Annotated in this window: 24 protein-coding genes; 13 read left to right on the plus strand and 11 right to left on the minus strand. The window is 66.7% G+C overall.

Going from position 1 to position 24428, the window contains the following annotated elements:
- Window positions 1-115 precede the first annotated feature (115 nt).
- Genes WG208_RS03470 through WG208_RS03480 form a run of 3 tightly spaced genes read left to right on the plus strand, consistent with a single transcriptional unit; the run spans window position 116 to window position 4883 of the window.
- Window positions 116-688: an ECF-type sigma factor gene (locus WG208_RS03470; RefSeq protein ID WP_337169928.1), complete on the plus strand. Its 573-nt coding sequence runs from the start codon at window positions 116-118 to the stop codon at window positions 686-688.
- Window positions 685-4218 (plus strand): serine/threonine-protein kinase, encoded by a 3534-nt coding sequence (locus tag WG208_RS03475; RefSeq protein WP_337169929.1) that lies wholly within the window; start codon window positions 685-687, stop codon window positions 4216-4218. The genes WG208_RS03470 and WG208_RS03475 overlap by 4 nt, the downstream gene beginning before the upstream one ends.
- A gap of 50 nt (window positions 4219-4268) precedes the next feature.
- Entirely contained in the window at window positions 4269-4883 is a 615-nt protein-coding gene (locus WG208_RS03480) for a hypothetical protein (RefSeq protein ID WP_337169930.1), read from the plus strand.
- Between the two features lie 174 nt (window positions 4884-5057).
- On the opposite strand, the gene WG208_RS03485 is transcribed toward WG208_RS03480, so the two are convergent.
- A complete protein-coding gene (locus WG208_RS03485) occupies window positions 5058-6161 on the minus strand; it encodes a hypothetical protein (RefSeq protein WP_337169931.1) in 1104 nt (367 codons plus the stop codon).
- A 190-nt stretch (window positions 6162-6351) separates the two neighbouring features.
- Between WG208_RS03485 and WG208_RS03490 the strand changes: the two genes are divergently transcribed.
- On the plus strand, window positions 6352-6804 hold the full coding sequence (locus WG208_RS03490; protein WP_337169932.1) for a hypothetical protein: 453 nt from the start codon (window positions 6352-6354) through the stop codon (window positions 6802-6804).
- A 107-nt stretch (window positions 6805-6911) separates the two neighbouring features.
- Here WG208_RS03490 and WG208_RS03495 read toward each other — a convergent pair whose 3' ends face one another.
- Window positions 6912-7781 (minus strand): protein phosphatase 2C domain-containing protein, encoded by an 870-nt coding sequence (locus tag WG208_RS03495; RefSeq protein ID WP_337169933.1) that lies wholly within the window; start codon window positions 7779-7781, stop codon window positions 6912-6914.
- Between the two features lie 139 nt (window positions 7782-7920).
- Here WG208_RS03495 and WG208_RS03500 point away from each other — a divergent pair, with 139 nt between their 5' ends.
- From WG208_RS03500 to WG208_RS03510, 3 genes are read left to right on the plus strand one after another with little or no spacing between them, the layout of a single operon-like run.
- Window positions 7921-9069 carry a patatin-like phospholipase family protein gene (locus tag WG208_RS03500; RefSeq protein WP_337169934.1) on the plus strand — a complete coding sequence of 383 codons (1149 nt, stop codon included), beginning with the start codon at window positions 7921-7923 and terminating at the stop codon, window positions 9067-9069.
- A gap of 12 nt (window positions 9070-9081) precedes the next feature.
- Window positions 9082-10023: an alpha/beta fold hydrolase gene (locus WG208_RS03505; RefSeq protein ID WP_337169935.1), complete on the plus strand. Its 942-nt coding sequence runs from the start codon at window positions 9082-9084 to the stop codon at window positions 10021-10023.
- A gap of 27 nt (window positions 10024-10050) precedes the next feature.
- The gene (locus WG208_RS03510; RefSeq protein ID WP_337169936.1) at window positions 10051-10881 is read left to right on the plus strand and encodes a matrixin family metalloprotease; all 831 of its coding nucleotides are present in this window, start codon (window positions 10051-10053) and stop codon (window positions 10879-10881) included.
- A 320-nt stretch (window positions 10882-11201) separates the two neighbouring features.
- On the opposite strand, the gene WG208_RS03515 is transcribed toward WG208_RS03510, so the two are convergent.
- Genes WG208_RS03515 through WG208_RS03525 form a run of 3 tightly spaced genes read right to left on the minus strand, consistent with a single transcriptional unit; the run spans window position 11202 to window position 14032 of the window.
- A complete protein-coding gene (locus tag WG208_RS03515) occupies window positions 11202-12611 on the minus strand; it encodes a PDZ domain-containing protein (RefSeq protein ID WP_337169937.1) in 1410 nt (469 codons plus the stop codon).
- Between the two features lie 4 nt (window positions 12612-12615).
- Window positions 12616-13434 (minus strand): hypothetical protein, encoded by an 819-nt coding sequence (locus WG208_RS03520; protein ID WP_337169938.1) that lies wholly within the window; start codon window positions 13432-13434, stop codon window positions 12616-12618.
- A 16-nt stretch (window positions 13435-13450) separates the two neighbouring features.
- Window positions 13451-14032 carry a sigma-70 family RNA polymerase sigma factor gene (locus WG208_RS03525; protein WP_337169939.1) on the minus strand — a complete coding sequence of 194 codons (582 nt, stop codon included), beginning with the start codon at window positions 14030-14032 and terminating at the stop codon, window positions 13451-13453.
- Between the two features lie 321 nt (window positions 14033-14353).
- Here WG208_RS03525 and WG208_RS03530 point away from each other — a divergent pair, with 321 nt between their 5' ends.
- The 3 genes from WG208_RS03530 (at window position 14354) to WG208_RS03540 (ending at window position 17072) form a co-directional block, all read left to right on the plus strand.
- Entirely contained in the window at window positions 14354-15766 is a 1413-nt protein-coding gene (locus tag WG208_RS03530; RefSeq protein WP_337169940.1) for a serine hydrolase, read from the plus strand.
- A 62-nt stretch (window positions 15767-15828) separates the two neighbouring features.
- Window positions 15829-16233 (plus strand): metal-sulfur cluster assembly factor, encoded by a 405-nt coding sequence (locus tag WG208_RS03535; protein WP_337169941.1) that lies wholly within the window; start codon window positions 15829-15831, stop codon window positions 16231-16233.
- A 467-nt stretch (window positions 16234-16700) separates the two neighbouring features.
- Window positions 16701-17072 carry a VOC family protein gene (locus tag WG208_RS03540; RefSeq protein ID WP_337169942.1) on the plus strand — a complete coding sequence of 124 codons (372 nt, stop codon included), beginning with the start codon at window positions 16701-16703 and terminating at the stop codon, window positions 17070-17072.
- Window positions 17073-17455: 383 nt separating this feature from the next.
- Here WG208_RS03540 and WG208_RS03545 read toward each other — a convergent pair whose 3' ends face one another.
- Complete coding sequence (locus WG208_RS03545) at window positions 17456-18004, minus strand: signal peptidase II (RefSeq protein WP_337169943.1); 549 nt, start codon at window positions 18002-18004, stop codon at window positions 17456-17458.
- Window positions 18005-18316: 312 nt separating this feature from the next.
- On the minus strand, window positions 18317-19483 hold the full coding sequence (locus WG208_RS03550; RefSeq protein ID WP_337169944.1) for an HRDC domain-containing protein: 1167 nt from the start codon (window positions 19481-19483) through the stop codon (window positions 18317-18319).
- A gap of 63 nt (window positions 19484-19546) precedes the next feature.
- Between WG208_RS03550 and WG208_RS03555 the strand changes: the two genes are divergently transcribed.
- From WG208_RS03555 to WG208_RS03565, 3 genes are read left to right on the plus strand one after another with little or no spacing between them, the layout of a single operon-like run.
- Entirely contained in the window at window positions 19547-20905 is a 1359-nt protein-coding gene (locus tag WG208_RS03555; protein WP_337169945.1) for an AI-2E family transporter, read from the plus strand.
- Window positions 20902-21702: an alpha/beta fold hydrolase gene (locus WG208_RS03560; protein ID WP_337169946.1), complete on the plus strand. Its 801-nt coding sequence runs from the start codon at window positions 20902-20904 to the stop codon at window positions 21700-21702. Before WG208_RS03555 ends, WG208_RS03560 begins: the two co-directional genes overlap by 4 nt.
- Before the next feature lie 55 nt (window positions 21703-21757).
- On the plus strand, window positions 21758-22375 hold the full coding sequence (locus tag WG208_RS03565) for an isoprenylcysteine carboxylmethyltransferase family protein (protein WP_337169947.1): 618 nt from the start codon (window positions 21758-21760) through the stop codon (window positions 22373-22375).
- Window positions 22376-22507: 132 nt separating this feature from the next.
- Here WG208_RS03565 and WG208_RS03570 read toward each other — a convergent pair whose 3' ends face one another.
- From WG208_RS03570 to WG208_RS03585, 4 genes are all read right to left on the minus strand, one after another.
- Complete coding sequence (locus WG208_RS03570) at window positions 22508-22771, minus strand: ferredoxin family protein (RefSeq protein WP_337169948.1); 264 nt, start codon at window positions 22769-22771, stop codon at window positions 22508-22510.
- A 61-nt stretch (window positions 22772-22832) separates the two neighbouring features.
- Window positions 22833-23177, minus strand: a complete 345-nt coding sequence (locus WG208_RS03575) for a YhbY family RNA-binding protein (protein ID WP_337169949.1) — start codon at window positions 23175-23177, stop codon at window positions 22833-22835.
- Between the two features lie 52 nt (window positions 23178-23229).
- A complete protein-coding gene (locus WG208_RS03580; RefSeq protein ID WP_337169950.1) occupies window positions 23230-23877 on the minus strand; it encodes a M23 family metallopeptidase in 648 nt (215 codons plus the stop codon).
- Window positions 23878-23938: 61 nt separating this feature from the next.
- Window positions 23939-24352 (minus strand): hypothetical protein, encoded by a 414-nt coding sequence (locus WG208_RS03585; RefSeq protein WP_337169951.1) that lies wholly within the window; start codon window positions 24350-24352, stop codon window positions 23939-23941.
- Window positions 24353-24428 lie beyond the last annotated feature (76 nt).

The raw sequence follows: 24428 nt of genomic DNA on the forward strand, positions 1-24428 counted from the left end.
GCTGGTCGAGCTCGCCATGGACGACGTACGCTGAAACACCAGATTTGTTGGACGTACCGAAGGCCGTCATGTTAATGTGGCAACATTCCTTCCACACTCTCGCCGACGGCGTGTCATGACCAGCACGGGCGTGCCTGACGACCTCCTCGCCATTCTGCAGAGCGGTCGCCGCGATGCACTCGACGCACTCGTGCCTCTCGTGTACGACGAATTGCGTCTCATCGCCCATCGTCATCTCGCGGCGCGGGGTGGAGGCGGCACCCTGGCCACCACGGCTCTGGTGAACGAGGCCTATCTCAAACTGGTCGACCAGTCCCGTGCCGGCTGGCGGGATCGCGCGCATTTTCTTGCCCTCGCGGCCGTGGCCATGCGGCATGTTCTCACGGATCGGGCGCGGGCCCGCGTGGCCATCAAACGTGGTGGTATTCGCCGTCAGGTTTCTCTGGAAGAACAGGCGGTGGCCGACGACGCGCAGCCCGAACAGCTCCTCGAGATCGACGATGCGCTGCATCATCTGGCCGCGCTCGATCCGCGTCTCGCCCGCGTGGTCGAACTGCGCTTCTTCGGGGGGCTGACTGAAGAGGAAACGGGTGAAGCCCTCGGCGTCACCGTCAGAACCGTTCGACGCGATTGGGTGAAAGCGCGCCTGTTGCTGCGTCAGGCCCTGGGCACTCCCGACGGGACATGACTCGACTGCCCGTTTCCGCGGAGGAGTGGCGTCGTCTCGAACCCTTGCTCGACGCCGCGCTGGCGCTGCCCGCCGAGCAGCGCTCCGCGTACGTGTACGCTGCCTGCGGCGCGGATGAACCGTTGCGGCGTGCGCTCGAGCGGATGCTTGTGGATTCGGACACACCCGATCCGCGACTGGACATCCCGGCACCTGAACGGTTCGGCGATCTGCTGCACACCAACGGAGCTGCGGGGTCGTCCACAGGGGACCGCGACACATTGCCCACGCAAATACTGGCCGAGCGGTATCGGGTGATCCGCGAACTGGGTCATGGCGGCATGGCGACGGTGTACCTCGCCCACGACATGCGTCATGATCGTGAAGTCGCCCTGAAAATGCTGCGGCACTCGGTCGGCGCGATGCTCGGCGCCGATCGTTTCCACGAGGAGATCCGCGTTACCGCGCGGCTCCGGCACCCGCACATCCTGCCGCTGTTCGATTCGGGTGAACACGAAGGCCGCCTGTTCTACGTCATGCCTCACATGGACGGCGGATCACTGCGGGATCTGCTCGATCGCACGCGCGAGGCTTCGGCCGCGCACCCCTCAAACGATGGCGGAGGTCTCCCCATCACGCAGGCGATCTCCATCACCCGACAGATCGCGATGGCGCTGACGGCGGCTCACGCTCAGGGGATCGTGCACCGGGACATCAAGCCGGAAAACATCCTGCTGGCCAACGATGGCACCCATGCGTATCTCGCCGACTTCGGCATTGCGCTGGCGGCCAGCAGAGATCCGCTGGGGCGTGTCACGCGTCCCGGATTCGTGCTGGGGACACCGGCCTACATGAGTCCGGAGCAACTGCGCGGTGAACCCGATCTCGACGGACGCAGTGACGTGTATTCGCTGGGGCGGGTGCTGCACGAGATGCTCACGGGAACGCTGCCACCCGAGGGTGGACTGCCCGGGGATTCTCCGTTGCACGACACGGCGCTGGGCAAGGTGGTCGCCCGTGCGGTGGCGCCCGTGCGCAGTGAACGATTCCCGTCGGCGGAGGCGCTGATCCGGTCGCTGGAGGAGGGACCGAACCCGGACCAACGGCCGCGCGCCATCCCGACACGCACTCTGGTGATCGGTGGTGCCGTGGTAATCGGTGCCGTGGCAGCGGGGCTGTTGTTCATGGTGCGTGGCGCTGAACGTGACGCGGACCTGCCAGGGGACCCGGGCACGGTCGCCGTCTTTCCGTTCCGCTACGATGGCAATGGAGAAGCGAATGGCACCGGTGGTACACCGATGCTTTCCGGCGACAACACGGCGCGTCTGCTGTACGATGGACTCGCCCGCTGGCAGAGTCTTCGTCTGAGCGATGAGATGCGCGTGGCCGATGCGCTGCGGGGCGAGGGTGTCGTGGACACTCTCTCGGTCAATGGTGCGCGGGCGGTGGCCCGGCGGCTGGGCGCCGGCCGCTTCGTATGGGGCGCAATCTCGAATGTGAACGGCACCCTGCGGGTGCGGGCCCAGCTCTACGACGACACGCAGAGCGATGGGCGGAGCGGCACGCAGGCGGAACCGACCACGCACATGGTGCACGTGACCGCGGGCATGGATGTGGCTGCGGCGTTTTCACAGCTCGCGGACTCGCTCGTGTCGCGTCTCGCCGGTCCTTCCGCCCATGCACCGCCGGCCACGGGCACCCGCGACTTCGCGGCACTCAAGCACTACACCGAGGGGTACACTGCGCTGCACGCGTGGGACACGCCGCGCGCCGAGCGGGAGTTCCGCGCAGCGCTGGTACGGGATTCCGGATTTGCGCAGGCGTCGCTGGCACTGGCGCAGACCATGTCATGGAGTGGGCGGTCCCGTCCCGCGGCGTGGCGTGTGCCGGCCGGGCGTGCCATGGACGATTCTCTCCGGCTCACTCCGCGCGATCGTGCACTGGCTTCGGCACTGTTGGCGCTCGCCGAGTCGCGTCCGGAGGAAGCCTGCAGCATCTATCGTGGACTGCTGACGCGTGCACCGAACGATTTTGCGGCGCAGTACGGTCTGGGCGAGTGTCTTTCGTACGATCGGGTCATCGTGCGGGATACGTTGCATGGTGGACGCTGGCGTTTCCGGGCCAACCGCGCGGAAGCGATCGACGCCTACTCTCGCGCGCTCGAACTCGTGCCTTCGTACTTCGAATCGGCGCGGGGGGCCGCATTTTCGGCGCTGGCTCGCCGGGTGATCTTCAGTGGAGAAACCGAGTATCGGGCGGGGTTTGCCCTCGCGCCGGATACGGTCCGCATGGGCGCGTTCCCGGAAATCGACGGAGACGCCGTCGTGTATCACCCGCTTCCCATGGCGGAGCTGTTCAAGGTTGCCGCACCAGCGACCCATCGTGCGGCCGTCGCCCGCAATCGTGAGACGTTGCGCGCCCTGACGGTGCGCTGGACCGCGGCCCATCCGCGCAGTGCGCTGGCCTGGGCCCGTCATGCAGAAGCCCTCGAAACGCTGGGCATGCTCGCCTCGGCGATGCCCGGTGATGTGAGCGCGCTCGATGCCATACGACGAGCCCGCGAACTCGCACAACGCGATACGACCCTCCCGCCGGCCTTTCACGCCGGTCGCGCGGCAACGGAAGTCCGCATCCTGCTCAAGCTGCGCAGATTCGACGAAGCCCGTATCGCGGCCAGCGCGGCATTGATGGATCCCCTGATCACATCCTCGCGGGCCGGTGCCGACATCGCCTCCGGCGCCTCACCACAGATGGTGGTCGAATCTGCACCCGTGCTGGCCGCTCTCGCCGCACTGACGGGCCGCGCCCATCTGGCCGCACGCTATCTCGGGCAGGCCGCCGCGGACGCGCCATCGACGGTCTTCCTCGTCCCATCAGGCGGGGACACCGCACCACCGGCGCCGGTGTTGCGTGCGGCCGGCGCGTTTGCCGCCTATGCCGCACTCGGTGCACCACTCGACAGTGTGCGCGCCACACGCATGCAGGTGGAGCGTGCACTCGGCACGTGGATTCCCGAATCCCGGACCGGCAGCGACCGGCGGCAACAGGCCCGTGCGCTCGTCCTGGCGCGCAGCAGCATGCTCGCACAACCGATGCTGGGACTGACCTCTCTGACCGGCCTGCAGGAGCCCGAGCCCTACGACGATCTGCTGGCGCTCTGGCAGCAGGTGGCCGCCGGTGATACGGCGGCCGTGCGGACACGTCTTGCCGCACCGTCCCGCTCTCCGGTGAAGAATGTCGCCCGCGCACCCGAATGGCTGTTGCAGCGTGCACATCTCGCCCTCGCCGTACGGGACACGGCAACGGCAATGGGCTTACTGGACGAACTGCTCACGTCGCTTCCGACGCAGCCGGAGCGGCTCACGCGCGAAGTTCCCGCCGCGGCCGGGCTGGGGCGGGCGCTCGTTCTCCGTGCACACCTGTCAGGCACCAGTGCAACACAGGCGGCCGCACAGACAGCGGGGCGTGCAGCCGTATCGTTGTGGGCCGATGGTGATCCGGAGCTTCGCGCCCTATCGACCGCCGCGCTGGCCGCTTCGCGTCGCCAGTGATGCATATTCTCTTCTTCCACCGATGGGCATTGCCCAGGAGATGTCACGCCATGCACTTCCGTTTCTCCCTGCCGCGTACGTCGCTGGTTGCCGGTGCCCTGATTCCGCTGCTCGCCTTCTCTGAGGCCGCCGCGCAACGTCCCAACACCGCGTGGCGCGCCGATCTGCTCAAAGCCGCACGCGCGACGTCGTTCGCCGGGGAACGCACACCGGTGGTCGACGCGTCCGTTCCCCGTGGATTCTCCACCGCCGGCATTCCCGATGTCACCTTCGCGCCGACGACCGGAACACGCGGGAAAGTCGGCATCGCCGGTCGCATCACCAGCAAGAGTGCCTATCCCCGACTCGGCATTCCCGCTGGCGTGAGTTATCTGTGGGTGGATACGCAGAAACCGGTGCGCATGGCCATCATCCCCGCCGATGCGTCACAGCCGGCGTACTGGTTTCCCACCACCACGCACGAATCGCTGGTCGGGTCGGCGGCGAAGTCGAACGAATTGTGCAAAGGAAATTCCCTGGCAACGCAGTTGGGCACCAGACGTCCCACCGGTGGCACGCAATTGCTCATGGGTGCCTGCACCTGTGTGGACGGAGTCTGGATGCATGCGGAAGGATCGGGCTTCGAGATGACCGAACTCACGTCGCGCGTCCTGCTGGCCCGCTGACACGTCGACATACGCGCCATCCCGAACACGACGTCGACGGCAGACGTGAAGCATATGCCTGCACAGGCATGCACATACCCCACGCTGCCGTCGACGCCGGCCCCCGGCCGAGCCATTCAGTGAATGTCAGTGCACGTCAGTGCCCATCAGCGAGTGTCAGGTGCACGTCGTGATTCAGGCGTTCAGCAGCCAGCGATAGCCGATCCGGTACGCACCACCGTGCCCCACGATGTTGCCGGTGCGGAGCTGGCCGCTGTCACCGTCACTCCCGAATTCGTTCTCACTCTGCAGACGTGCGCGGACACCGTAAGGCGGGAACGCGTCGTCGGAGATGAAGAGGCTGACCAGTCCGCCCACCGTATTCACGATGGCCCCGGCGATGGCACCGGCCGCCGGTGATCCGATGGTGCTCACCACTATCGAGGTGATCGTCGACAGCGCCCGCGTGAGTTCACGGGCGGCATCCGCATCGTCCTGATCCGACTCCACGAGCTGCAGGATGCAGTACATGGTCTTGGGATAACCATTGGTCGTGCGCAGACTGAATTGTCCGAACGGCAGTTCGCCGAGGCTCACATAGGTGCCGTCTTCGAAATTGCCGATGAAGCGGGACTGCACGACTTTGGTATTGCCGCTGGCGCCCACGAGCACGCCGCCGAGCACGATGTCGTCCGAGCCGCCCCCTTCGGGATTCGTTTCATCGACGCAGTGCACGGCCCGGAGCACAAGATCCATACGGGAGTACTTCGCCGCCGATCCGCTGCGCACCACGATCTTCGGCATCGCCGGCGCATCTTCATGGTCGGTGTTGCCGACGTCCACCCGCTTGAGCCCTGCCACACCGGCGATGGGGTGGGCCAACTTCAACCCCAGCGAAGGGTGCTTGAGATCGATGTTCCGACCGGCGGCAGCCACCAGGCGCGAGAGACGGGGCTGATCGGCGGCGAGCGCGCGCAGACGCGGCGTCATGCTGGCGAACGCCTTGTCGTCGATGTCCCGCACAGCGGCGATGGCCGCGGCTTCGGGCGTATCGGCCTGCGCGGGTGCCGCATAGGTCTTCGGATCGAGGCGATGCAACAATCCCTTGAGCATCAACGCGGTGCTCACGCCGGACGCCGCCTCGGCGTGACTGCGCTCTTCCGGCGTGAGCATGCTGATGGTGAACGGTTCGACCACGGCAGACGTGTCGAACTCGCGCTTCTCGAGTGCGGTCAGCGTCTTCTGGCGGGCGATGGTCGCGGATGCCGCGGTCGTGCGGGACTTGGTGGTGTCGGGCATGGCTCGGTTCCTCTGGCAGGGAGCGGGACCCGCGATGACGGTCGACGATCATCGACGGTCATCGCGATGTGTGTAGTGGTCATGAGGGCCACATGTCCGAACACGGAGGAGCGGTGAAAAACAGGACATCAGCATGGCATCGACATGGCGAGGGCGTGCCGTAGCCGCATACGGGACGACATATTGTGAGATGTCCCACCATTTCCGCCGACGCGCCCTGCCGCTGTTCAGCGCACCGCCGGTGTCAGCATCTCAGGAGAGTCCCGGGAGTACCCCCGACGTGCCCGATGGCGCCGGCACATCTGTGCGCATCGTCAGGACCGGCACCTGGCGACGGGCGGATGGTGCACCACGGGCCGAGCAACCGGAGGCGCGTCCGGACGAACCGTCGGACGGGCAATCCGTGGACATCGTCGCGCTGGACTACGACTGGTGGTACGCGATGGCCGAAGCCGATGGGCAACTCGCGCCGGGTGAAGTGCCCGCACGGCCGGACGCGGAGGGGTGGTTGTACTACGTGCGCTTCACCGATGCAGCGAATACGCACGGCGTCGTGTCCGTCGACTCGATGGGATACGCCACGATCTCCGCAGCCATGCGCTACGCGGCCTCGAAGGTGCGCGACGCGATCCGGTGGCGATAGTCGGGAGCGATCGCGGGTGGCGATGGTCGACCGCAATCGGCGGCGGCAATCAATGGCCCGCTACAATGGCCGGCGCGGCAACAATCAACGGTGCGAACCGAACATCCTCAGGGCAACGCGCGTCCCACCACGATGGTGACATTGTCCGAACCGCCGCGCTCGAGCACCAGACCGAGCAATGATTCGCACAGTTGTCTGGCCGAGGTCATCGTGGCGCAGGCGGCGGCGATCTCGTCGTCGTTCACGTGTTTGGTGAGTCCATCGCTGCAGAGCATCACGATACACCCCCGCTGCTGCACGTCCACACGCGAGATGACCGGCATGGCGTCCTCAGCACCGATGGCGCTCGAGAGCACATGGTGGAGTGGCGAGTTGTGCGCGCGCTCGGGCGTGAGGGCGCCACGATCGATCATCTCCTGGGCCAGGGTCTGATCGCGGGTGACCTGACGCAATGTGCCGTCCTGGTAGTGATAACAGCGACTGTCGCCCACCTGCAGCACGTACAACCACGGCCACACGACGATGCCCACCGAGAGTGTGGTGGCCATCTTGCGTCCATCGAGCTGCTGCACGGCCTGCTCGCGGACCCGGCGATGTGCTTCGATCGCCCCATCGAGCAGCGTGGCGGTGAATTCGTCTTCACCGGCGGATCCCGCGGCATGCCAGCAGTGCATGGCCGACGCGAAGTGCTCCGTGATGGCCACGGTGGCGAGACGACTCGCTTCGCTGCCGTCGGCGCTGCCGCCCACCCCGTCGGCCACGAGCATGATGGTGGCCACCCGTTCCCCACGCAGGGCGAGCGCGGCGGAATTGGCCAGACTGGTGCCGTGCACCACGACCTGTGGATGCACGGTACACAACAGGAACTGATCCTGATTGGATGTGCGCACCAGCCCCGGGTGCGTCACACCATGGAGATCGAGTTCATCGTCCCGCGGGCGGGTGAGCGGGACCGTGTCCGGAAACGGCGACGACATGTGTAGACTATCGCACGGCGGGCAAACCAGTGGCAAGCGGCAACCCCGGCCGTGATTCCAGGTTTTGGGGTCCACACGATTCGTCAACTCGTCCCGTACCGAACGACCACCGACCGAATGACCACGGTATGATTGGACGATGACAGGCGCACGATCCTGCTCGGCGATACGCTCGCCATGGCTCACGATACGGGCGGGGCCACACGCCCTGACCATTCTGCGGGAGCGCGGACTGCGTGCGATCGACGTCGATGTGCTGCCGGCTGCTTCGGGTGGGGCGAAGTGGCTCGCGATCGCGGGTCTCGACCGCTTCCTGTTCGGTCACTTCCTGCAGACGCCGCGTGACCAGCCGCTGCACGGCATCGGGAGTTCGATCGGCAGCTGGCGGCTGGCCTGTCTGGCCCAACACGATCCGCTGGCCGCCCTGGCGCGCGGACACGAGGCATACATCCATCATCAGCGCTATTCTCCCAGGCCCGGTCCGGACGAGGTCACGCAGGTGCTGTCGGCCTGTCTCGATCATCTGCTCGGACCCACCGGCGCCGAAGAGATCCTTGGCCATCCGTGGCTGCGGACGCATGTGATCACCGTGGAAGGACGTGGTCCGACGGCGAGTCGCCGCCGCATGGCGATTGCCGCGGGGCTGGCGCTGGCCGCCGCGTCGAATCTCCTGGCGCGCCGCACGCTCGGCGCGCAGATGACCCGCACGATCTTTCACGCCGCCGGTGTGGTGTCGCCTTTTTCCACATTGCGAGATCTGCCCACGGCATTCCGAACGCTGACCGCTCAGAATGCCCGCGATGTGTTGCTGGCGTCCGGCTCGATTCCCCTGCTGCTGCATGGGGTACGCATCGATGGTGTGCCGGGTGTGCACTGGGACGGCGGCATCACGGACTATCATCCCGATCTCGATTTCGGACCGGGGGACGGGCTGGTGCTCTATCCGCACTTCTATCCGCATATCGTGCCCGGCTGGTTCGACAAGGCGCTGCCGTGGCGACGCGCGAGTGCGGCCAATTTCTCGCGGGCCGTGCTCATCGCCCCGTCCGCCGCGTTCGTGGCGTCGCTGCCCGGCGGCAAGATCCCCGATCGCCGGGATTTCCACGACCTCCCCGAAACCGAACGCATACGACGCTGGACGCAGGTGGAGCAGCGGAGTGAGGCCCTGGGCGACGCGCTGCACGAACTCATCGAGACCGGACGCCTCGCGGAGATCGCGCAGCCCTGGTCGGCCCGGGGTCAGGACCCACACGAGGACCGCACTAGGACGTGGAATGTGCGGAGGTGATCTTCCGACACCGTGACTTCGCCTGCACTCGCCCGCTATCTCGCCTTCCGGCGCTCCCTGCCACCACGGCCCCCGCTCGATCGGGTGACGGTGAAAGCACGCGGCATCGACTTCGCGGTGTACCGGACACCGGCCGTGGACGGCGCACTGCCGCTGCTCTGTGTCAACGGCGGTCTGCTGTTCGACCACAAGCTGCTCTGGCCGGCGCTGGCACCGCTGGCCGCGACACGCCAGCTCATTTTTTACGACCAGCGCGGTCGCGGTGAGTCGGCCACACCGCCAGGTCTGGCGGCGTCACGCATCGAGTTCGACGGCGGGGATATTCCGGCACTCCGCACGGCCATGGGCATCAGCCAGTGGGACATACTGGGGCATTCCTGGGGCGGCGGCATCGCCATGCTCGCGGCGGCAGCGGAGGCGGCCGGTCACGCGGAAGCGACTGCATCCACGAGCGCGTCCCCAGGCATCCGGCGGCTGGTGCTGGTCAATGCGGTGGGGGTCACGGGCGACTGGTTGCCACCCCTGCACGACGCGGGGCTGGCTCGTCTCACCGGTACGGCGCACGAGCGACTCGCCGCGTTCGATCCTGCGGCGCTGGTGGTACCCACGCTCGAGTACCATGCCGGATACGCGCAGGCGTTCTTTCCGGCGTGGTTCGCCGATCAGGAGTTCGCGGTCAATGTGAACGCCCCGCTGGGCTCCAGCGCCACAGGTGCGGTGGTGGCCGCGCGGCTGCGGCGCGAGGGGTACGACTGGCGGGACCGCCTGCGTGACCTGCCCTTCCCGACACTCGTCGTGCATGGTGCGGCAGACGTGCTGCCGCTGTCGGAGGCGGAACGTACCGCGGCCTTGCTGGGACGGGCCCGCGTGGTCCCCATTGCCGACGCCGGTCACAATCCCTTCTGGGAAGCCCCCGATGCGTTCTTTGCCGCGGTGCAGGCCTTTCTCGACTGAGGCCCATCGCCTCGCTGTTTTGCCTGCATGAAGTCCGCCGAAACGCTGCTGGCCTGTTGTGTGGTGGGTCTCGCCTGTTTCATCGGCGGGCAGGCCATGGGATCCCGGGACGACGCGCCACATCGGGAGGCGACCCAACACGAAGCCGAGGGGGCGATCGACGTCCGGACGTCGCGGGCCACACCCCGCTTCGCGCCGCATCTGGCGCCGGTGAGCAAGGCGCTGGCGCATGGCGAGGAGTTGCTCGTCAGCGCGCCCCTGCTGCTGCCGGCGGAGCGTCTGAAAATGGCGCCCGATGATGTGCGACGCCGTCTGCAGTTAGGCATGGACGGCACCTATCTGCCCGACCTCCTGCTGGCACGTGATTCCGCCCTCGCGCGCTGGCCCGATCGTACGACACGGCCGCTACGCGTATTCATCCGCGAAGGTGAATGGCTGGACGCCTGGAATCCCGACTTCCTGCCGGCAGTGCGTGATGCCTTCACCACGTGGGCGCAGGCGGGCCTGCCGCTGCGCTTCACGTTCGTCGTGGACTCGGCCAGCGCCGACGTTCACGTGCGGTTCGTGGACCGTTTCTCCAACGGCATCAGTGGACGCACCGTGTGGAGCCGCGATGCCGACTACTGGCTGGTGGCCAGCGATATCCAACTCGCCGTCACGCATCCCGGCGGCGGCACCGTCACGCCCCCGCAGATGCGCGCCATCGCGCTGCACGAGGTGGGCCATCTCATCGGCCTCGATCACGCCGCGGCGCCCGATCACATCATGTCGGCGCGGGTGCGGGTGCGGGAGCTCAGCGAAGCCGACCGCGCGACGGCGAGGCTGATCTACGCGGTGCCGGCAGGCGGCATACGCTAGTCTGGCCTCAGCTTGTCAGACGGGGTCAGAGATCAGGAGGTCAGAACCGAGACGGCGATCGAATGATGAGAGAACAGACAACTACGATGTCAGAGGTCTGAGCACTGACGGTCGAGAGAGTTGTGCGCGCCACGGGCCGCTGGCCGGGCGCCCGCAGCGCCCCGCAAAACGCCGAACCCTCGCGTCAGTACCCAGCCTGCAAGCGAAGTGCTCGGACCTCTCATCTCGTGGTTGTCTGATCTCTCATCATTCGATCGCCGTCTCAGTTCTGACCGGCTGATCTCTGACATCAGACTTCTGACAGTCTGATCCTGTCGATCCTACCGGAGCTTCATCACCACCACGCGTTCCCCGCTGTTCTTCGCTTGGACGAGCAGGCGGACCTCGGTCCCGCCGTTGCCGAGCAGTCGACGCAGTGTGATCGCATCCCGCACCGGCGTGCCGTTCACCGCACGCACCATTTCCCCGCTGCGCAGGCCCACGTCGGCCGCCGGTGTTCCCAGTGGCACCCGCAGCACGAGCACACCGGCGTCCATGCCGAGCGCCTGCGCGAAGTCATCGTCCACCGTGGCGAACTGCGCGCCGGCAAATGTGGTGAGTTGCGCGGTGGCCACACCGGCGGCGCTGCTGGGCAGTGGCGAGGCACCCGTCGCCCGCGGCACCATGGTGATGCGTCCCCCGCCTCCGGCCTGCGGACTTCCCGACGCCGTGAGACCCGCCGGCGCACCATCGGCGCCGTACGTCCGCACGAACACCATCGTGCGTTCCTCGCTCTTGCGCGGTCCGACCACGACCGGCAGTTCGCGCGTGCGGCCACTGCGCCGCAAGCGCACGCGCACCGGCTGACCGGGGGTGAGCAGTTCAGGATAGTTCACCGCCACCTGCAGCACATCGCGCCCGTTGTACGCCACGAGCGTGTCACCCGCCGTGATGCCCGCCCGCTCGGCCGGCGACCCCGCATCGACCGACTCCACCAGCGGATACTCGCAGTGACTCGTCATGACGCCCTCGGGCGTCACGGCCCGCAATTGCGCGCCGGAGAGCGAGAGTCCCATGTATCCCGCGTTGGCGGCCACACCGCTGAACAGCCGCGCTTCGGCGGCCTCCGACACCGCCGCCACCTGCGGCTGCAACGCACGGATGATCATCGCCAGCTGCGGCATCGCCAGCTGCGGCACCGAACCGCGGGCGGTGCTGTCGATCATCTCGAAGAACATGCGCCCTTCGAACGGGTTGCCCTGGAAGAACACCCGCACGCTGTCGCCCCGGCGGGGCAGCCCCGGCGTCCACGGGCCTCCATCCTCCCGCTGCACCTGCACGATGACGCGCATGAGCGAGTCGACACCCCGCTGCACCTGCGTGATCCGCTGCACCTCCGTGTTGGGCACCGGCTGCTTCTCGAGCGTCAACGCCGCACTCTCCAGCTCCCGCTTGAGTCGCAGCAGCGCGAGCCCCTCGGGGGCGTGCACCAGCGGCGATGGCGACGACGCCAGTTCGCCGCAGGCATTCATCATCGCCGTCGTGGTGGTCGTCACGCGCACCCGTACCTGGGGCGTTGGCGGTGTCTGCGCCGTGACCTGCGCCGGCAATCCGAATGTGACCGCCGCCGCAAGCAGGGGCAGCGCGGTCGCATAGGCCGCGCGGCGCGTTTCCCGGACCGGAGTCCGCGCGCCGGGACGTGCTCCGAAGTCCCGCGTTCCGTAAAATCGCTTTCCGTCGTGCCGCTTCATGATCTCAATACCGCTCGATGACCTTGTCCACCGGCAGGGTACCACCCAGCGCCTGCAGTGTGGCCTCGCGCGCCGTCCAGGCGGCGAGATAGTAGTGATTGAGCACCGGATCCTGAGGCGCATCGCGCAACGCGGCGCGTGAGGCCGCCATCATCTGATCGAGTGCCGCCAGACGCGCGCGATACACCTCCGAACTGCGCGTCGTGCTGTCGTTCGAGGCCAGCCACATCGACGCGCGCTCGTAGTCCCGCTGCGCGCGGGTCAGCACTTCCGTGGCCCGCTCCACCGAGGTGAACTCCCCGTCGCCCAGGGCATTGCCCAGCGCCACCTGCGCCATGGTCTGTCCCACGTCCCGGTGCGCCGTCACCCGTCCGAGCAACGCGCCCCCGCCCAGCAGCAGCACGGCGGCCGCGGCACGGCGCCAGAACGCCGCCCCCCACAACCGGTCCGGCATCACGCCCATGTGCATGGGGACCACGCGCGCACCGGCCACCGGGCCGGGCGCCGCGACGGGCATCACATCCGATGTGTGACCCGGGGTCACATCCGCCCCCCTGTCCGACACCACATCCGACATCGTCCCCGGTGTCACCCCGGTCACCGCGTCGGCCGTCCGCAAACCGGCGGCGAGGGACTCCCACGTCACGAGCCGGGGCGCGTGTTCGGCGGCGGCTCGCGGCGCTTCGGCGGCGGCCAGGCCGACCAGCGTCATCATCGCATCCCGCTCGGCGCGACAGGCCGCGCAGGCCGTGAGATGCGCCAGCTCGTCGATCGAGAACGGCTCGTGATCGAAAGCGGCCAGACGTTCGGCAGAGAGATGCATGGCGATCGACGGAGAGCTAAGGTGCTGCATAACTGCGATCCAGATCGGGGGATACTACCGGAACCACGACATCGACGAGCGGAGCCAGCAGACGCCGCAGCTTGGCCCGGGCTTTGAAAAGCTGCGACTTGGAGCCACCGGGTGTGATCCCGAGTTCCGTCGCGATCTCCTCGTGCGTATAGCCTTCCACGTCGTGGAGGAGAAACACGGTGCGGGCCCCGGGCGACAGCTTGCGGGTGGCCTCGGCGATCGTCTGCGCCAGCAGACTGTGCTCCGCATCCTGCTCGACCACGGCCGAGTCTTCGTCGATCCCGGTCTCCATGGTCGATAAACGCTTCACGCGACGCATCGCGTTGAGGGTGCGATTGATGGCCACCCGATGGATCCAGGTGCTGAACTTCGCGTCCCCCCGCCATGAGGGAAGGGCGCGAAAAATCTGGATCCAGACCTCCTGCGCGATGTCCTGCGCGAGGTCGGGATCTCCGGCAAGGCGACGGACGACGGCGTCCACGTGCGGCGCATGCTGGTTCCACAGCAGCCGCATGGCGCGCTCGTCGCCTTCGATCGCCCGACGAACGATTGCGGCGTCGGTCTCCATGGCGTTCATCAATTCTGTCACCGATCACGTCCAAACGGTTTCCCGGGGGGTGGGGGGGAGGTCCGTTGCCTTCGATCGTTCCAGTCGTAGAGGGGTAGAGAGGCACGAGGTTCCGTCACACCATTGACGGAGAGCCGCGTTCGCCTTAGATGCTTTTGGATACTTCGGGTGCTGCAGCCGAAACCGTGGGATACGGTGTTGGATGCTCCCGGATGCGTATCGCGGGGGATGAGCCACGCGGGACCTGGTGCTCCGAATGCACCGTGGCCGGGTATGGTTCATCGGATGTGGTCCTGAAGACCCTACGGACAGGTACTGCCGGTGTTCCTGCTTACTACTGCCCTTGCCATCGCAGCCGCCGACGTGACGAGCGTGGCGCTGCCCCGTGGAGGCGGCCTCCCCGAACGGGAGCCCGCGGCCGTAGGCATGTCCGCCGACCGCCTGTCCACGATCGACCGGGTCGTGCGCCGCGGCGTCGATGCCGGAGGGTATCCTGGCGCCGCCGTGGTGGTGGGCCGGAAGGGATTCACGGTCTGGTCGCGCGGTTTCGGGACGCTCGACTGGAACGGCAAGTCGCGGGTGACGGCGCAGGAAAGCCTGTACGACCTCGCCTCGCTCACCAAGGTGGTGGCCACCACCACGGCCATCATGGTGCTGTTCGACCGCGGGCAGATCGATCTGGACGCGCCGGTCTCGCGGTATCTCCCCGATTTCCAGGGCGGGCTGCGGGACAAGGTGACCGTGCGGCATCTGCTCACCCACCGGGCGGGGCTGCCGGCCGGCCGTGAGCTGTGGCGCATCGCGAAGACGCCGGCCGAGGCGCGCGCGGCGGTGCTGGCATCGCCCGTGAAGTGCACGCCGGGCGCCTGCTACGAATACTCCGACCTCGGGGCCGACCTGCTGGGGTTCATCGCCGAATCGGTGAGCGGACAGCGTCTGGATACGTTCCTCGAGAGCGCGGTCTACGCGAAGCTGGGCATGCAGGACACGTATTTCCGCGTGCCGATGGGCGACGTGTCGCGCACCGCGCCCACGGAGATCGCGCCGCCGCGGGGCTATCCGCTGCGCGGCGAGGTGCACGACGAAAACGCCTACGCCCTCGGCGGTGTCGCGGGGCACGCCGGATTGTTCAGCAGCGCGGCCGACCTCTCGGTCTTCGCGCAGATGCTGCTGAATGGCGGCAGTTACAACGGCGTGCGCGTCATTGCCGATTCGACGGTGACGCTGTTCACACGCCGGACGGCCGGCCACCGGGCACTGGGTTGGGACACCTGTGACGGAGGCGCCGGCTGCGGCCAGTTCATGACGGAGCGGGCGTTCGGACACACCGGCTTCACGGGGACGTCGCTCTGGATCGATCCCGACCGGCAGATGTTCGTGATCCTGCTGACGAACCGCGTGCATGCCGCGCGGGCGCGTCGCCCGTCCAAGGTCATCGCCGACGTGCGCAACGACCTGGCCGACGCCGCGGTGCTGGCGGTGATGGACGACCCCGACGGCGTGCGGGCGATGCCGGCCAGCTTCCGGGCCGATGTGGCGCAGGACTGGAACCGCCCCCTGCGCTCCAGCCGGACTGCCAGCGCCGCCGCCCGGCGTCGTGCCGCCGCGGCGAAACGCGCGGCCGCGGCCAAGAAGAGCAGCGCCAAGACGGGCACCGGGAAGGCCACCGTGAAAAAGGCGGTCGCCAAGCCTGCGGCCAAGTCCCCCGCCAAGGCGACGGCCAAGAAGAAGTAAGCGGTCCCATTCCCCGGACAGACCCGGGGGATACCGGGGATACATCGGGGTATACTTCAAGTATGACCGAAGAGCCAATTCCCCAGGATGCCGCATCGGCCGATCAGGCGCCGGTCCCCAGCGCTGACCATGGCGAAGCGGGTGCAGCCGAGACCACGGTCTCCGATACCGTGGTCTCCGTCGACCAGGCGCGTCTCGTGCTCCGGCGCGTGAAGGATCCGGAGCTCAATCTCAACATCGTCGATCTGGGACTGGTTTACGACGTGCAGACCGAAGGGTCGACCGTGCGCGTGGACATGAGTCTCACCTCGCCGGGATGCCCGTCCGGCCCCGAGATCATGGGAGAAGCCGAACAGCAGCTGCGCGGACTGCCCGGCGTGACGGACGTGGTCATGAATCTCGTCTGGTCGCCACCCTGGACGCCTGAACGCATCGAACCGCGGGTCAGGGCATACATGGGCTTCTGACCTCTCAGAGGTCAGAGATCAGTAGGCCAGAACTGAGACGGCGATCGAATGATGAGAGATCAGACAACTACGAAATCAGAGGTCTGAGCACTTCGCTTGCGGGTTGGGTACTGACGCGATGGGGTGCATTCTGCCTGCCCGGTGATGCGCCATCACCATCGACGTGAAAACCATTGAAATGCCCCACGGAATTCGGCATTCTTCGAATGCCGAAAAAGTTCGACCGGTTCAGGTAAGCCCGGTCACCCCGCGCCAATGACACACGGGGCACTGTTCACCATCCCTCGAGCGATGGGAGAACCCACGGCCAGGTAACTCCGACACGTCTGTCGGAGGGATCAGGCTTGCGTGGGTAGGACAGTGCGATCCGTTCGGCGAGCAGGGCTCATGCGTCTTCGCCAACAGCGTCGCGACCGCACACGGCAATCCGGTCTGCGCCTGTTCACCGTGCGTCGAGGACACACACCATGAGCAAGCTCAATCACGCCAACCTTCCCGTGCCGGATGTCGCCGCGCTGCGCGACTTCTTCGTGCAGCACTTCGACTTCACCGTCTTGACCATGCGCGGCGAAAATGCGTTCGCCGTTCTGCGTGGCAGCGATGGATTCATTCTCAACATCATGCGTGACACCAGGTCGAACGGGTTTCCGGAGAATTTCCATGTGGGATTCTTTCTCGACACGCCGGACGCGGTTCATGCGAAACACGCCCGGATGTCGAAGGCCGGTCTCGAACCCGGACCCGTCGAAGACATGACACGGGGCGGGTGGCGCTCACTCACGTTCTACGTGCGTGCGCCGAATGGGATACTCGTCGAGGTGGGCGCATCGATCGGGTGAGAGAGGAGCAGAGCACACACGGCGTCTCGGGCGCTGGGCTCGGGCCTCCGGGCTCAGAGATCAGAGATCAGAGATCAGAGATCGAGAGATCAGAACTGAGACGGAGATAGGACGCAGGAAGGAGGAGTCAGAAGTCAGAGGTCCGAGCACTTCGTCGGCGAGCTGGTACTGACGCGAGAGAACCGCGTTCTGCGGGGCGCTGCGCGCCCCGGGCCGCAGGCCCGGCCAGCAAGGCCGGTGGCGCACACGACACCGCCGACCGCCAGTGCTCAGACCTCTGACCTCTGATTGCTCCTCCCTGCGTCCTATCTCCGTCTCAGTTCTGACCTACTGATCTCTGATGTCTGACGTCTGATATCTGACCTCTGAAGCCGGCCCGGAAGTCAGCCCTCCGATGCCACTATCTCCACCCGCCGTTCCGCTCTCACCATGCGGATCAGCGTCAGCGCCACGGGCGCCAGCAGCATCGCGCCGCTCCAGAGCGAAAAATCGGCGAGGTTCGCCACGATCGTGGTTTCGCGCGTCACGCGGATACCGATGAAGTCGGCCACGCCCGGGGGGCCGCCGAGCATGCTGAGCAGGTTGCCCACGGCCCCGCCGGTGACGAGAGCCAATGGAAGCACCGCGCGGGCGTCCACTGCCGCCATGGGCCGCACCACGCTGAAAACCAGCCCCAGCGCGAGCAACGTCATCAGCACATTGAGTTCGGTCGTGAACGGACCGATGGAAAGACCACCGGCACTGCCGGTGTTCCAGACCAGCATCAGGGCAAAACGCTCCGACAGCGTCACCAACCCATGCTCGCCCAGTGACCGGACGGCGATCTCCTTGGTGCACAGATCCACCAGGCAGGTCATCACCGCGATGCCCAGATAGCGGCGCACCACCGGGTCTTCGACCGAACGCTGGACCTTCGAAGAAAGGGATCGCATGGAGGCACCGCCTGAGGTGGGAGACTGCTGTCGACGGCCTGTGCCGACGGCCTCCTCCAACGCACTCCCCATGCCGCTCTGGTCGCCTGAGCCGGATCGTGAGTGCGAGCCAGCCCCTTCGTGCCTTCACCTTCCTATCACATTGATATACAGATACTTGCAAAATCAGAAACAGGATGAATTCCGGAATACCGCCCCTCTTGCGCACCGGAACACCTGTCGCCCTTCCGCACCACACCCACAGCAGCGTAGCGCCGCCGCTACAACGGCCATCACACTCGCATCACACAACAGGAGTGTGGCCGGGACCCATCACCCCGGCTTGTACGGCGAGTCGTCCGCCGCCGAGCCGGCCAGCTCCTTCACGAACGCCGGTCCCAGCACTTCCACCTGCCACCGGCGAAGCTCGGGAAGCTCGGCCAGGTCGTCGACATGACGGGGCCGACGGCGGGCCACGGCCTCCATCCGGTCACGGGAACAGAGCACGCCGGGATCCAGATCGAGGTCGGCGGCAGCGGCGTCCCGGATGGCCTTGAGACGGGCCACGCGCTCGTCGAAATCCGGCTCGCGATCCCAGCGTGCCGCCTTGGGAAAGCGCGGCAGATCGGCATCGGGCACCTTGTTGCCACGCACGATCGCCTGCAGCGCCTCCTGCGCCCGGGCCTCCGACATGCCACGGGGAAATCCCTTCACCGAGAACAGCGAGTCCCGGCTGGACGGCGCTGTACGCGCGAGATCGAGCAGCACCTCGTTACCCGCCACGCGGAAGGTCGCCCGGTCCAGTTCGGCCGCGATCGTGTCCCGCCAGCGGACCAGTTCACGCAGACGCGCCAGTTCGCGGCGCGTGAGATCCCGGGCCCCCTTGAGACGCAGGAAGCTGGTGTCCGGCACCTCGGGCTCCCACCGCGTGCCCTCGGCCCGGGTGAACTCCTCCTGCGCCCAGTGCCAGCGGCCCTTGCGCACGAGTTCCTCGTGCAGCCGGTCGCGCAGCGACAGCAGGAACCGCGTGTCCTGTGCGGCGTAATCAAGCATGTCCGCCGTCAGCGGACGCATGCTCCAGTCGGCCCGCTGATGTTTCTTGTCGAGCTTGATGCCGAAGAACTGCTCCAGGAGTGCCGCCAGCCCGAACGCCCGGATCCCGAGCAATTGTGCCGCCACGCGGGTATCGAACAGATGCGTGACCCGCCAGCCATAATCCTGATGCAGCAACCGCAGATCGTAGTCGGCGTCGTGCAGGACCACCTCCACCTGGGGATCCTCCAGCAACCCCCCCAGTCGGGCCGGTGTGCCGATCGGCAGGGGATCGATCACCGCCTCCCGTTCGGCGGTGGAAAGCTGTAGCAGGTAGATGCGATCGACGAAGCGATGAAAGCTGGCCCCCTCGGTGTCGAGCGCGAGTGCCCGGACATCGGTGAGGCCAGCAAGGAAGCCGTCGACGGACTCGGCCGTATCGAGATAGTGAGGAGCTCTGGCAGACATAGCTGTGCATAAGGTACATCGGTCGGCCCGCTCGCGGGGCCTGTGTGCTACTTTCGATTCGATATGACCACCATAGACGAGACTCTGCTCCCCGAGTCATTGCCCCCCGAGCGCCGCGGCTGGCGTTCGGCCGATATTGCCCGCGCGGCAGCCGTGGTGCTGGCCGTGTGGTTCGGCTTCCGGCTCTTCTGGTCGGTGAGCTCCCTTGTTTTTCTGGTCTTCCTGGCGACGCTGTTCGGCCTCGCCGTCGGCCGAGGGGTGGATTACCTCGAGCGATACCGCATCCGACGGGGCATAGGCGCGGCGCTCATCGTACTCGGTGCGCTGGGTGCCATCGGCGGCACACTCGCCTGGACCGCGCCGACGCTGATCGAGCAGAGCAAGGAACTGCAGCGGGAATTCCCCCAGGCCGTCCACAAGCTGCAGACGTGGATCGACAGCAAGCGTGGCGGTCTGCTGGGTTCGATCATCGCCTCCGCCACCAATACGAGCAACACGCCCAGCACCGCGCAGCCGGCTGGCGCAACGACCGATGTTCCGGGCGTTCAGGGCACCGGAACACGCCCGGTGAATGCGACGCCGACGGTGACCGGCTCCACCCAGGGCATCACCGCGCCGGGAGCTGCCGGCCCGACGCGCACCGACTCCGCGTCGATGTCGCCCACCGATGCCATCAAGCAGCGTCTCACCGAAGGCATGGCCGGCGCGGCCAAGTATCTGTTCTCGTTCGTGTCGAGCACCCTGGCGGTGATCACGGCCTTCGTGCTGATGATCTTTCTGGCCATGTACATCGGCGCCGAACCCCACGTGTATCGCGGGTGGATTCTGTCGGCGGTGCCGGCCACGTCCCGCGCGCATGTCCGCGTGGTGCTGGCGGAAATGGCGACGGTGCTGCGCAAGTGGCTCGTGACGCAGCTCATTGCCATGGTGGTGATCGGCATGGTAAGCATGATCGTGCTCCTCATTCTGGGAGTGAAGGCGGCATTTGCCCTGGCCTTCATCGCCGGTCTGATGGAGTTCATCCCGACCGTCGGTCCGATCCTGAGCGCGGTCCCCGCCGTGCTGATGGGCTTCGTGGACTCTCCGGAAAAAGCGCTCGTGGTGGCGATCGCCTACTGGGGCATTCAGTTCCTCGAGAACAACCTGCTGATCCCGTACCTCATGCGCGGTGAGATGGATCTGCCTCCTGCGATCACCCTCGTGGCCCAGACGCTGATGACCCTGCTCTTCGGCTTCGTGGGACTCATGGTGGCGGTGCCGCTCACGGCCGCGGTGCTGGTGCCGTTGCGCATGGTCGCCGAACGGGAAAACGCACGCGAACGCGCGATGGTGCAGGCGGCGAAGCTGGCCGCGGATGCCGCGGAAGACACGACGGACCATCCGACAGGCACCACCGCGGGCAACACCGCAGGCGCCTCGTGATCGCGCAGCTGTCGGGATTCCGTCTCGGATACGACGACAGCGGCGATGGGTTGCCGGTGGTCTTCCTGCATGGATTTCCGCACGACCGCACCCTCTGGAGTGCCCAGCGTACCTCGCTGGCCTCGCGGGTGCGGTGCATCGTTCCCGATCTGCGGGGCTTCGGTCATTCGTCGACCCACGGTCCCTTCTCGATGGACCAGTACGCGGACGACGTGGTGGAGTTGCTGAATCTGTTGTCCATCGACCGGGCCGCGATCTGCGGCCTCTCGATGGGTGGGTATGTCGCCACGGCCATGTGGCGTCGTCATCCCGACCGGATCGGCGCCATGGTGTTCTGCGATACGAAGGCCGGCGCCGACAGCGAGGAAGCCAGGGGACGCCGCGATGAACTCATCGCGCTGGTGAAGCGCGACGGCGCCCGGGCCATTGCCGAGGCGCAGTTGACGGGGATGGTGGGCTCCACCACCCGGGCCCGGCGGATCGATGTCGTCAATGGATTGCGGGCCATGATGGGGCGTCAGCCGGCCGCGGGCATCATCGGGGCGCTGCAGGCGCTGCGCGACCGGCCGGACTCACGGGAAACCCTCAGGACGATTACTGTTCCGTCGCTGGTGGTCGTGGGGGAAGAAGATGCCCTCACGCCGATCAAGGAGGCCCGCGCGATCGCCGAGGCATTGCCGCCGGCAGCGCGCGTGCGTCTCGAGATCATCGCGGGCGCGGGGCACGTGCCCTGCCTCGAGCGACCGGCTGCCACGACGCACGCGCTGTCCGACTTCTTCGATACGCTGAGCACGTAAGTACGCGCATACGGTGCGTTCCGGTGCTCGGCCCCGATCGCCTTCCGGCGCCCCGATGACCGCACCGTCCGCCGCTCCGATCAGCGACGCCGAACGTTCCACCGCCGCCCGCATCGGGCAGGTGCTGTTCAAGAACCGCGGCTGGTTGCCGGTTCCCTTCCTCGCCGTGCCGCTGCTGGTGCCGGGCATTCAGTCCCGCAACACCTGGATCGCGGGACTGCTGCTGGTCCTGATCGGAGAGCTGGTACGCACCGCGGGCGTGGCAGCCGCCGGTACCGTCACACGACGGCGGTCGCGCGACGTGCAGCGGCTCGTGACCTACGGAGCCTTCGCGTGGTGCCGCAACCCGCTCTATGTCGGCAACTTCCTCGCCTGGATCGGCTTCACGGTGGTCTCCGGTGTGTTCTGGTTCATTCCGGTGGCCATCGTCATCTTCGCCATCGAGTACACACTCATCGTGCGCTACGAGGAAGGGGTGCTGGAGTCGATCTTCGGACAGGAGTATCTCGACTACAAAGCGCGCACCCCGCGCTGGTTCGGCCGGCCACCGGCCGGCAGCACCGAAGGGCCGCACGACTGGAAGGAAGCCATCTGGAGCGAGCGATCGACGGTGCTGCAGTACGTCGTGCTCATCGGCCTCTTCTGGTTCAAGGGGAACGGCTGGTCGTTCTGAACGCCTTCCCACCGACTCGCTCGGCGAGAGGGCAATCCTCTGACGCGGCACGATGAAAACGAACGGGCCGGAAGCATGGTGCTTCCGGCCCGTCGTGCATGACGGACATGGCGACGATGGCCACGTCGCGAATCAACGCGTCGGGCGTCCCGGCGGATTGGGTCCGTTGAAGACGTCTTTGTTCTTCGCGATGAAGCTGCGCAGCTGCGTCGGGACGTCTTCTTCGGGGAAGATGGCGGTCACCGGACACTCCGGTTCACAGGCACCACAATCGATGCACTCGTCCGGATTGATGTAGAGCTGCTCCTCGCCTTCGTAGATGCAGTCGACCGGACAGACATCCACGCAGGACTTGTCCTTGACGGAGATGCAGGCTTCAGTGATGACGTAAGGCATGGCAACGAGGTCTCGGGTCGGACACGACCGGAATGAGTGAAACTCGAAGAAAAAAGATATCTCAGCGGCGCCACGGCGGAAGTTCGCCGCGCGGCAGCTCGGGGTTCTCGCGGTATACCGTGAAGGTTCGGCCGATGACCTGAATGACTTCAGCCCCGAGTTCACCCGCCGCCTGATTGGCGGCTTCCTTCGCCGAGAGTTCTCCACCCTTGGCCACCTGCACCTTCACCAGTTCGTGAGTCCGGAGCACATCGTCGAAGCTGCGCAGCAGCGACGGAGTGAGGCCGGCATGGCCAATGTGCACCTGCACGTCCAGATGGTGTGCTTCGGCGCGCAGTGTCGCGCGCGCCTTGCCCGTCATGCTCATGACATCCTCGTTGCACGTGATGGCGGGAACGACCGCCATCCCCGTCGATGAAACGTTCGCGGCTCGTGCGCCGCGGGGCCGACTCTGCCGATCAGGGGCGGAGGCCGTCGCTCGCGAAGAACGAGAAGGGGTTGATCGGTGGACCATCCCACCATGCCCGCCCCGTGCCCCGCTTCATCACCTGGAAGTGGAGATGCGGCGCGTTCTTCGGGGCATTCCCCGTGGTTCCAACGTAGCCGATCACCGAACCCTTGGCGACTCGGTCGCCCACCGCCAGACCGCGTCGATAGCGCTCGAGGTGCGCGTAGTAGTAGACGAACTGCTCCTCGGGGTCGTAGGCATAGATCACGATCCCTCCCACCGGTCCACTGAACAGCCGGCCGATGATGCAGTCGGCCGCGGCCAGCACCGGTGTGGACCTGGGCGCGGCGATGTCCAGCGCCGCATGGATGCGTCCATTGGCCCGGCCGGCGGTGTAGTTGTCGCGCAGCACCTGGCGGGTGATGCCTTCCACGGGCAGCATGAGCTGGCGCTCCCAGAGGGCATCCAGATCGGCGTCGGTGACGGCGCCATTGCGGGGACCTGCATGCGCGGGGGTGGGAGCCAGCACGGGCCGGGGCCGGCCAGCTTCCCTGGACTCTCCAGCCCCGCCGGGAACCGGCACCGGCGCCGGCGTGGGCACCGGTCCTCCACCGCAGGCCGTCAGCACGCCCGCCATCAGCAGTGTCGTCGGCCACATCAGCGATCGCGTCAGCCGCCGCCTGGACGGCCGCCCGGGCAATACCCGGTCGGCCCGTGATTCAGCCTTTGACAACTTCCGGGCGAAAGTACGGCTCGAGGTAACGCAGCAGGTCGTCGACGCTGCGGACACCGTTCTTGAGTTCATCGAGCTCGTTGGCCCGCGGCAGCCGGGCTCCCGCTCGGTCGGCGATCACCAGCACGGCATCCTCGAGATCGAGGTCGGCCAGTCCATGAACCTGCTGGAGATCGTCCCCGGGGTTGACGATATAATGTGGCTCCACCGCCCCGTGCCTCTCGGCCAGGTAGCTGTACACCTGGGAGAGCAGGATCTCCGGATAGCGGCCACGGAAGGCGTCACGAAACCGCGAGAGGCCATCGCGCTCGATGGACTTCCGGGAGAGACGCTGCGCGCGGGCAAGCGCGACGAGTCCGATGGCGAGCACGAGCACGGCCACGATGACAGTGACACTCACTGCGGCGGAGACCTCGGATCCAGGAAGGTGGGAGGATTCGAACAGTACCGCCGCCGCCGTCGGCGCGGAATGTCCA

This window comes from Gemmatimonas aurantiaca, assembly GCF_037190085.1.
GTDB classification, from domain to species: Bacteria; Gemmatimonadota; Gemmatimonadetes; order Gemmatimonadales; family Gemmatimonadaceae; genus Gemmatimonas; species Gemmatimonas aurantiaca_A.

Bases quoted from the DNA above. Each gene is read 5' to 3' on its own strand.
- WG208_RS03470 (WP_337169928.1), top strand. From the start codon at position 116: ATGACCAGCACGGGCGTGCCTGACGACCTCCTCGCCATTCTGCAGAGC.
- WG208_RS03475 (WP_337169929.1), top strand. From the start codon at position 685: ATGACTCGACTGCCCGTTTCCGCGGAGGAGTGGCGTCGTCTCGAACCC.
- WG208_RS03480 (WP_337169930.1), top strand. From the start codon at position 4,269: ATGCACTTCCGTTTCTCCCTGCCGCGTACGTCGCTGGTTGCCGGTGCC.
- WG208_RS03485 (WP_337169931.1), bottom strand. From the start codon at position 6,161: ATGCCCGACACCACCAAGTCCCGCACGACCGCGGCATCCGCGACCATC.
- WG208_RS03490 (WP_337169932.1), top strand. From the start codon at position 6,352: ATGTCCCACCATTTCCGCCGACGCGCCCTGCCGCTGTTCAGCGCACCG.
- WG208_RS03495 (WP_337169933.1), bottom strand. From the start codon at position 7,781: ATGTCGTCGCCGTTTCCGGACACGGTCCCGCTCACCCGCCCGCGGGAC.
- WG208_RS03500 (WP_337169934.1), top strand. From the start codon at position 7,921: ATGACAGGCGCACGATCCTGCTCGGCGATACGCTCGCCATGGCTCACG.
- WG208_RS03510 (WP_337169936.1), top strand. From the start codon at position 10,051: ATGAAGTCCGCCGAAACGCTGCTGGCCTGTTGTGTGGTGGGTCTCGCC.
- WG208_RS03515 (WP_337169937.1), bottom strand. From the start codon at position 12,611: ATGAAGCGGCACGACGGAAAGCGATTTTACGGAACGCGGGACTTCGGA.
- WG208_RS03520 (WP_337169938.1), bottom strand. From the start codon at position 13,434: ATGCATCTCTCTGCCGAACGTCTGGCCGCTTTCGATCACGAGCCGTTC.
- WG208_RS03525 (WP_337169939.1), bottom strand. From the start codon at position 14,032: ATGGAGACCGACGCCGCAATCGTTCGTCGGGCGATCGAAGGCGACGAG.
- WG208_RS03535 (WP_337169941.1), top strand. From the start codon at position 15,829: ATGACCGAAGAGCCAATTCCCCAGGATGCCGCATCGGCCGATCAGGCG.
- WG208_RS03540 (WP_337169942.1), top strand. From the start codon at position 16,701: ATGAGCAAGCTCAATCACGCCAACCTTCCCGTGCCGGATGTCGCCGCG.
- WG208_RS03545 (WP_337169943.1), bottom strand. From the start codon at position 18,004: ATGCGATCCCTTTCTTCGAAGGTCCAGCGTTCGGTCGAAGACCCGGTG.
- WG208_RS03550 (WP_337169944.1), bottom strand. From the start codon at position 19,483: ATGTCTGCCAGAGCTCCTCACTATCTCGATACGGCCGAGTCCGTCGAC.
- WG208_RS03555 (WP_337169945.1), top strand. From the start codon at position 19,547: ATGACCACCATAGACGAGACTCTGCTCCCCGAGTCATTGCCCCCCGAG.
- WG208_RS03565 (WP_337169947.1), top strand. From the start codon at position 21,758: ATGACCGCACCGTCCGCCGCTCCGATCAGCGACGCCGAACGTTCCACC.
- WG208_RS03570 (WP_337169948.1), bottom strand. From the start codon at position 22,771: ATGCCTTACGTCATCACTGAAGCCTGCATCTCCGTCAAGGACAAGTCC.
- WG208_RS03575 (WP_337169949.1), bottom strand. From the start codon at position 23,177: ATGGCGGTCGTTCCCGCCATCACGTGCAACGAGGATGTCATGAGCATG.
- WG208_RS03580 (WP_337169950.1), bottom strand. From the start codon at position 23,877: ATGTGGCCGACGACACTGCTGATGGCGGGCGTGCTGACGGCCTGCGGT.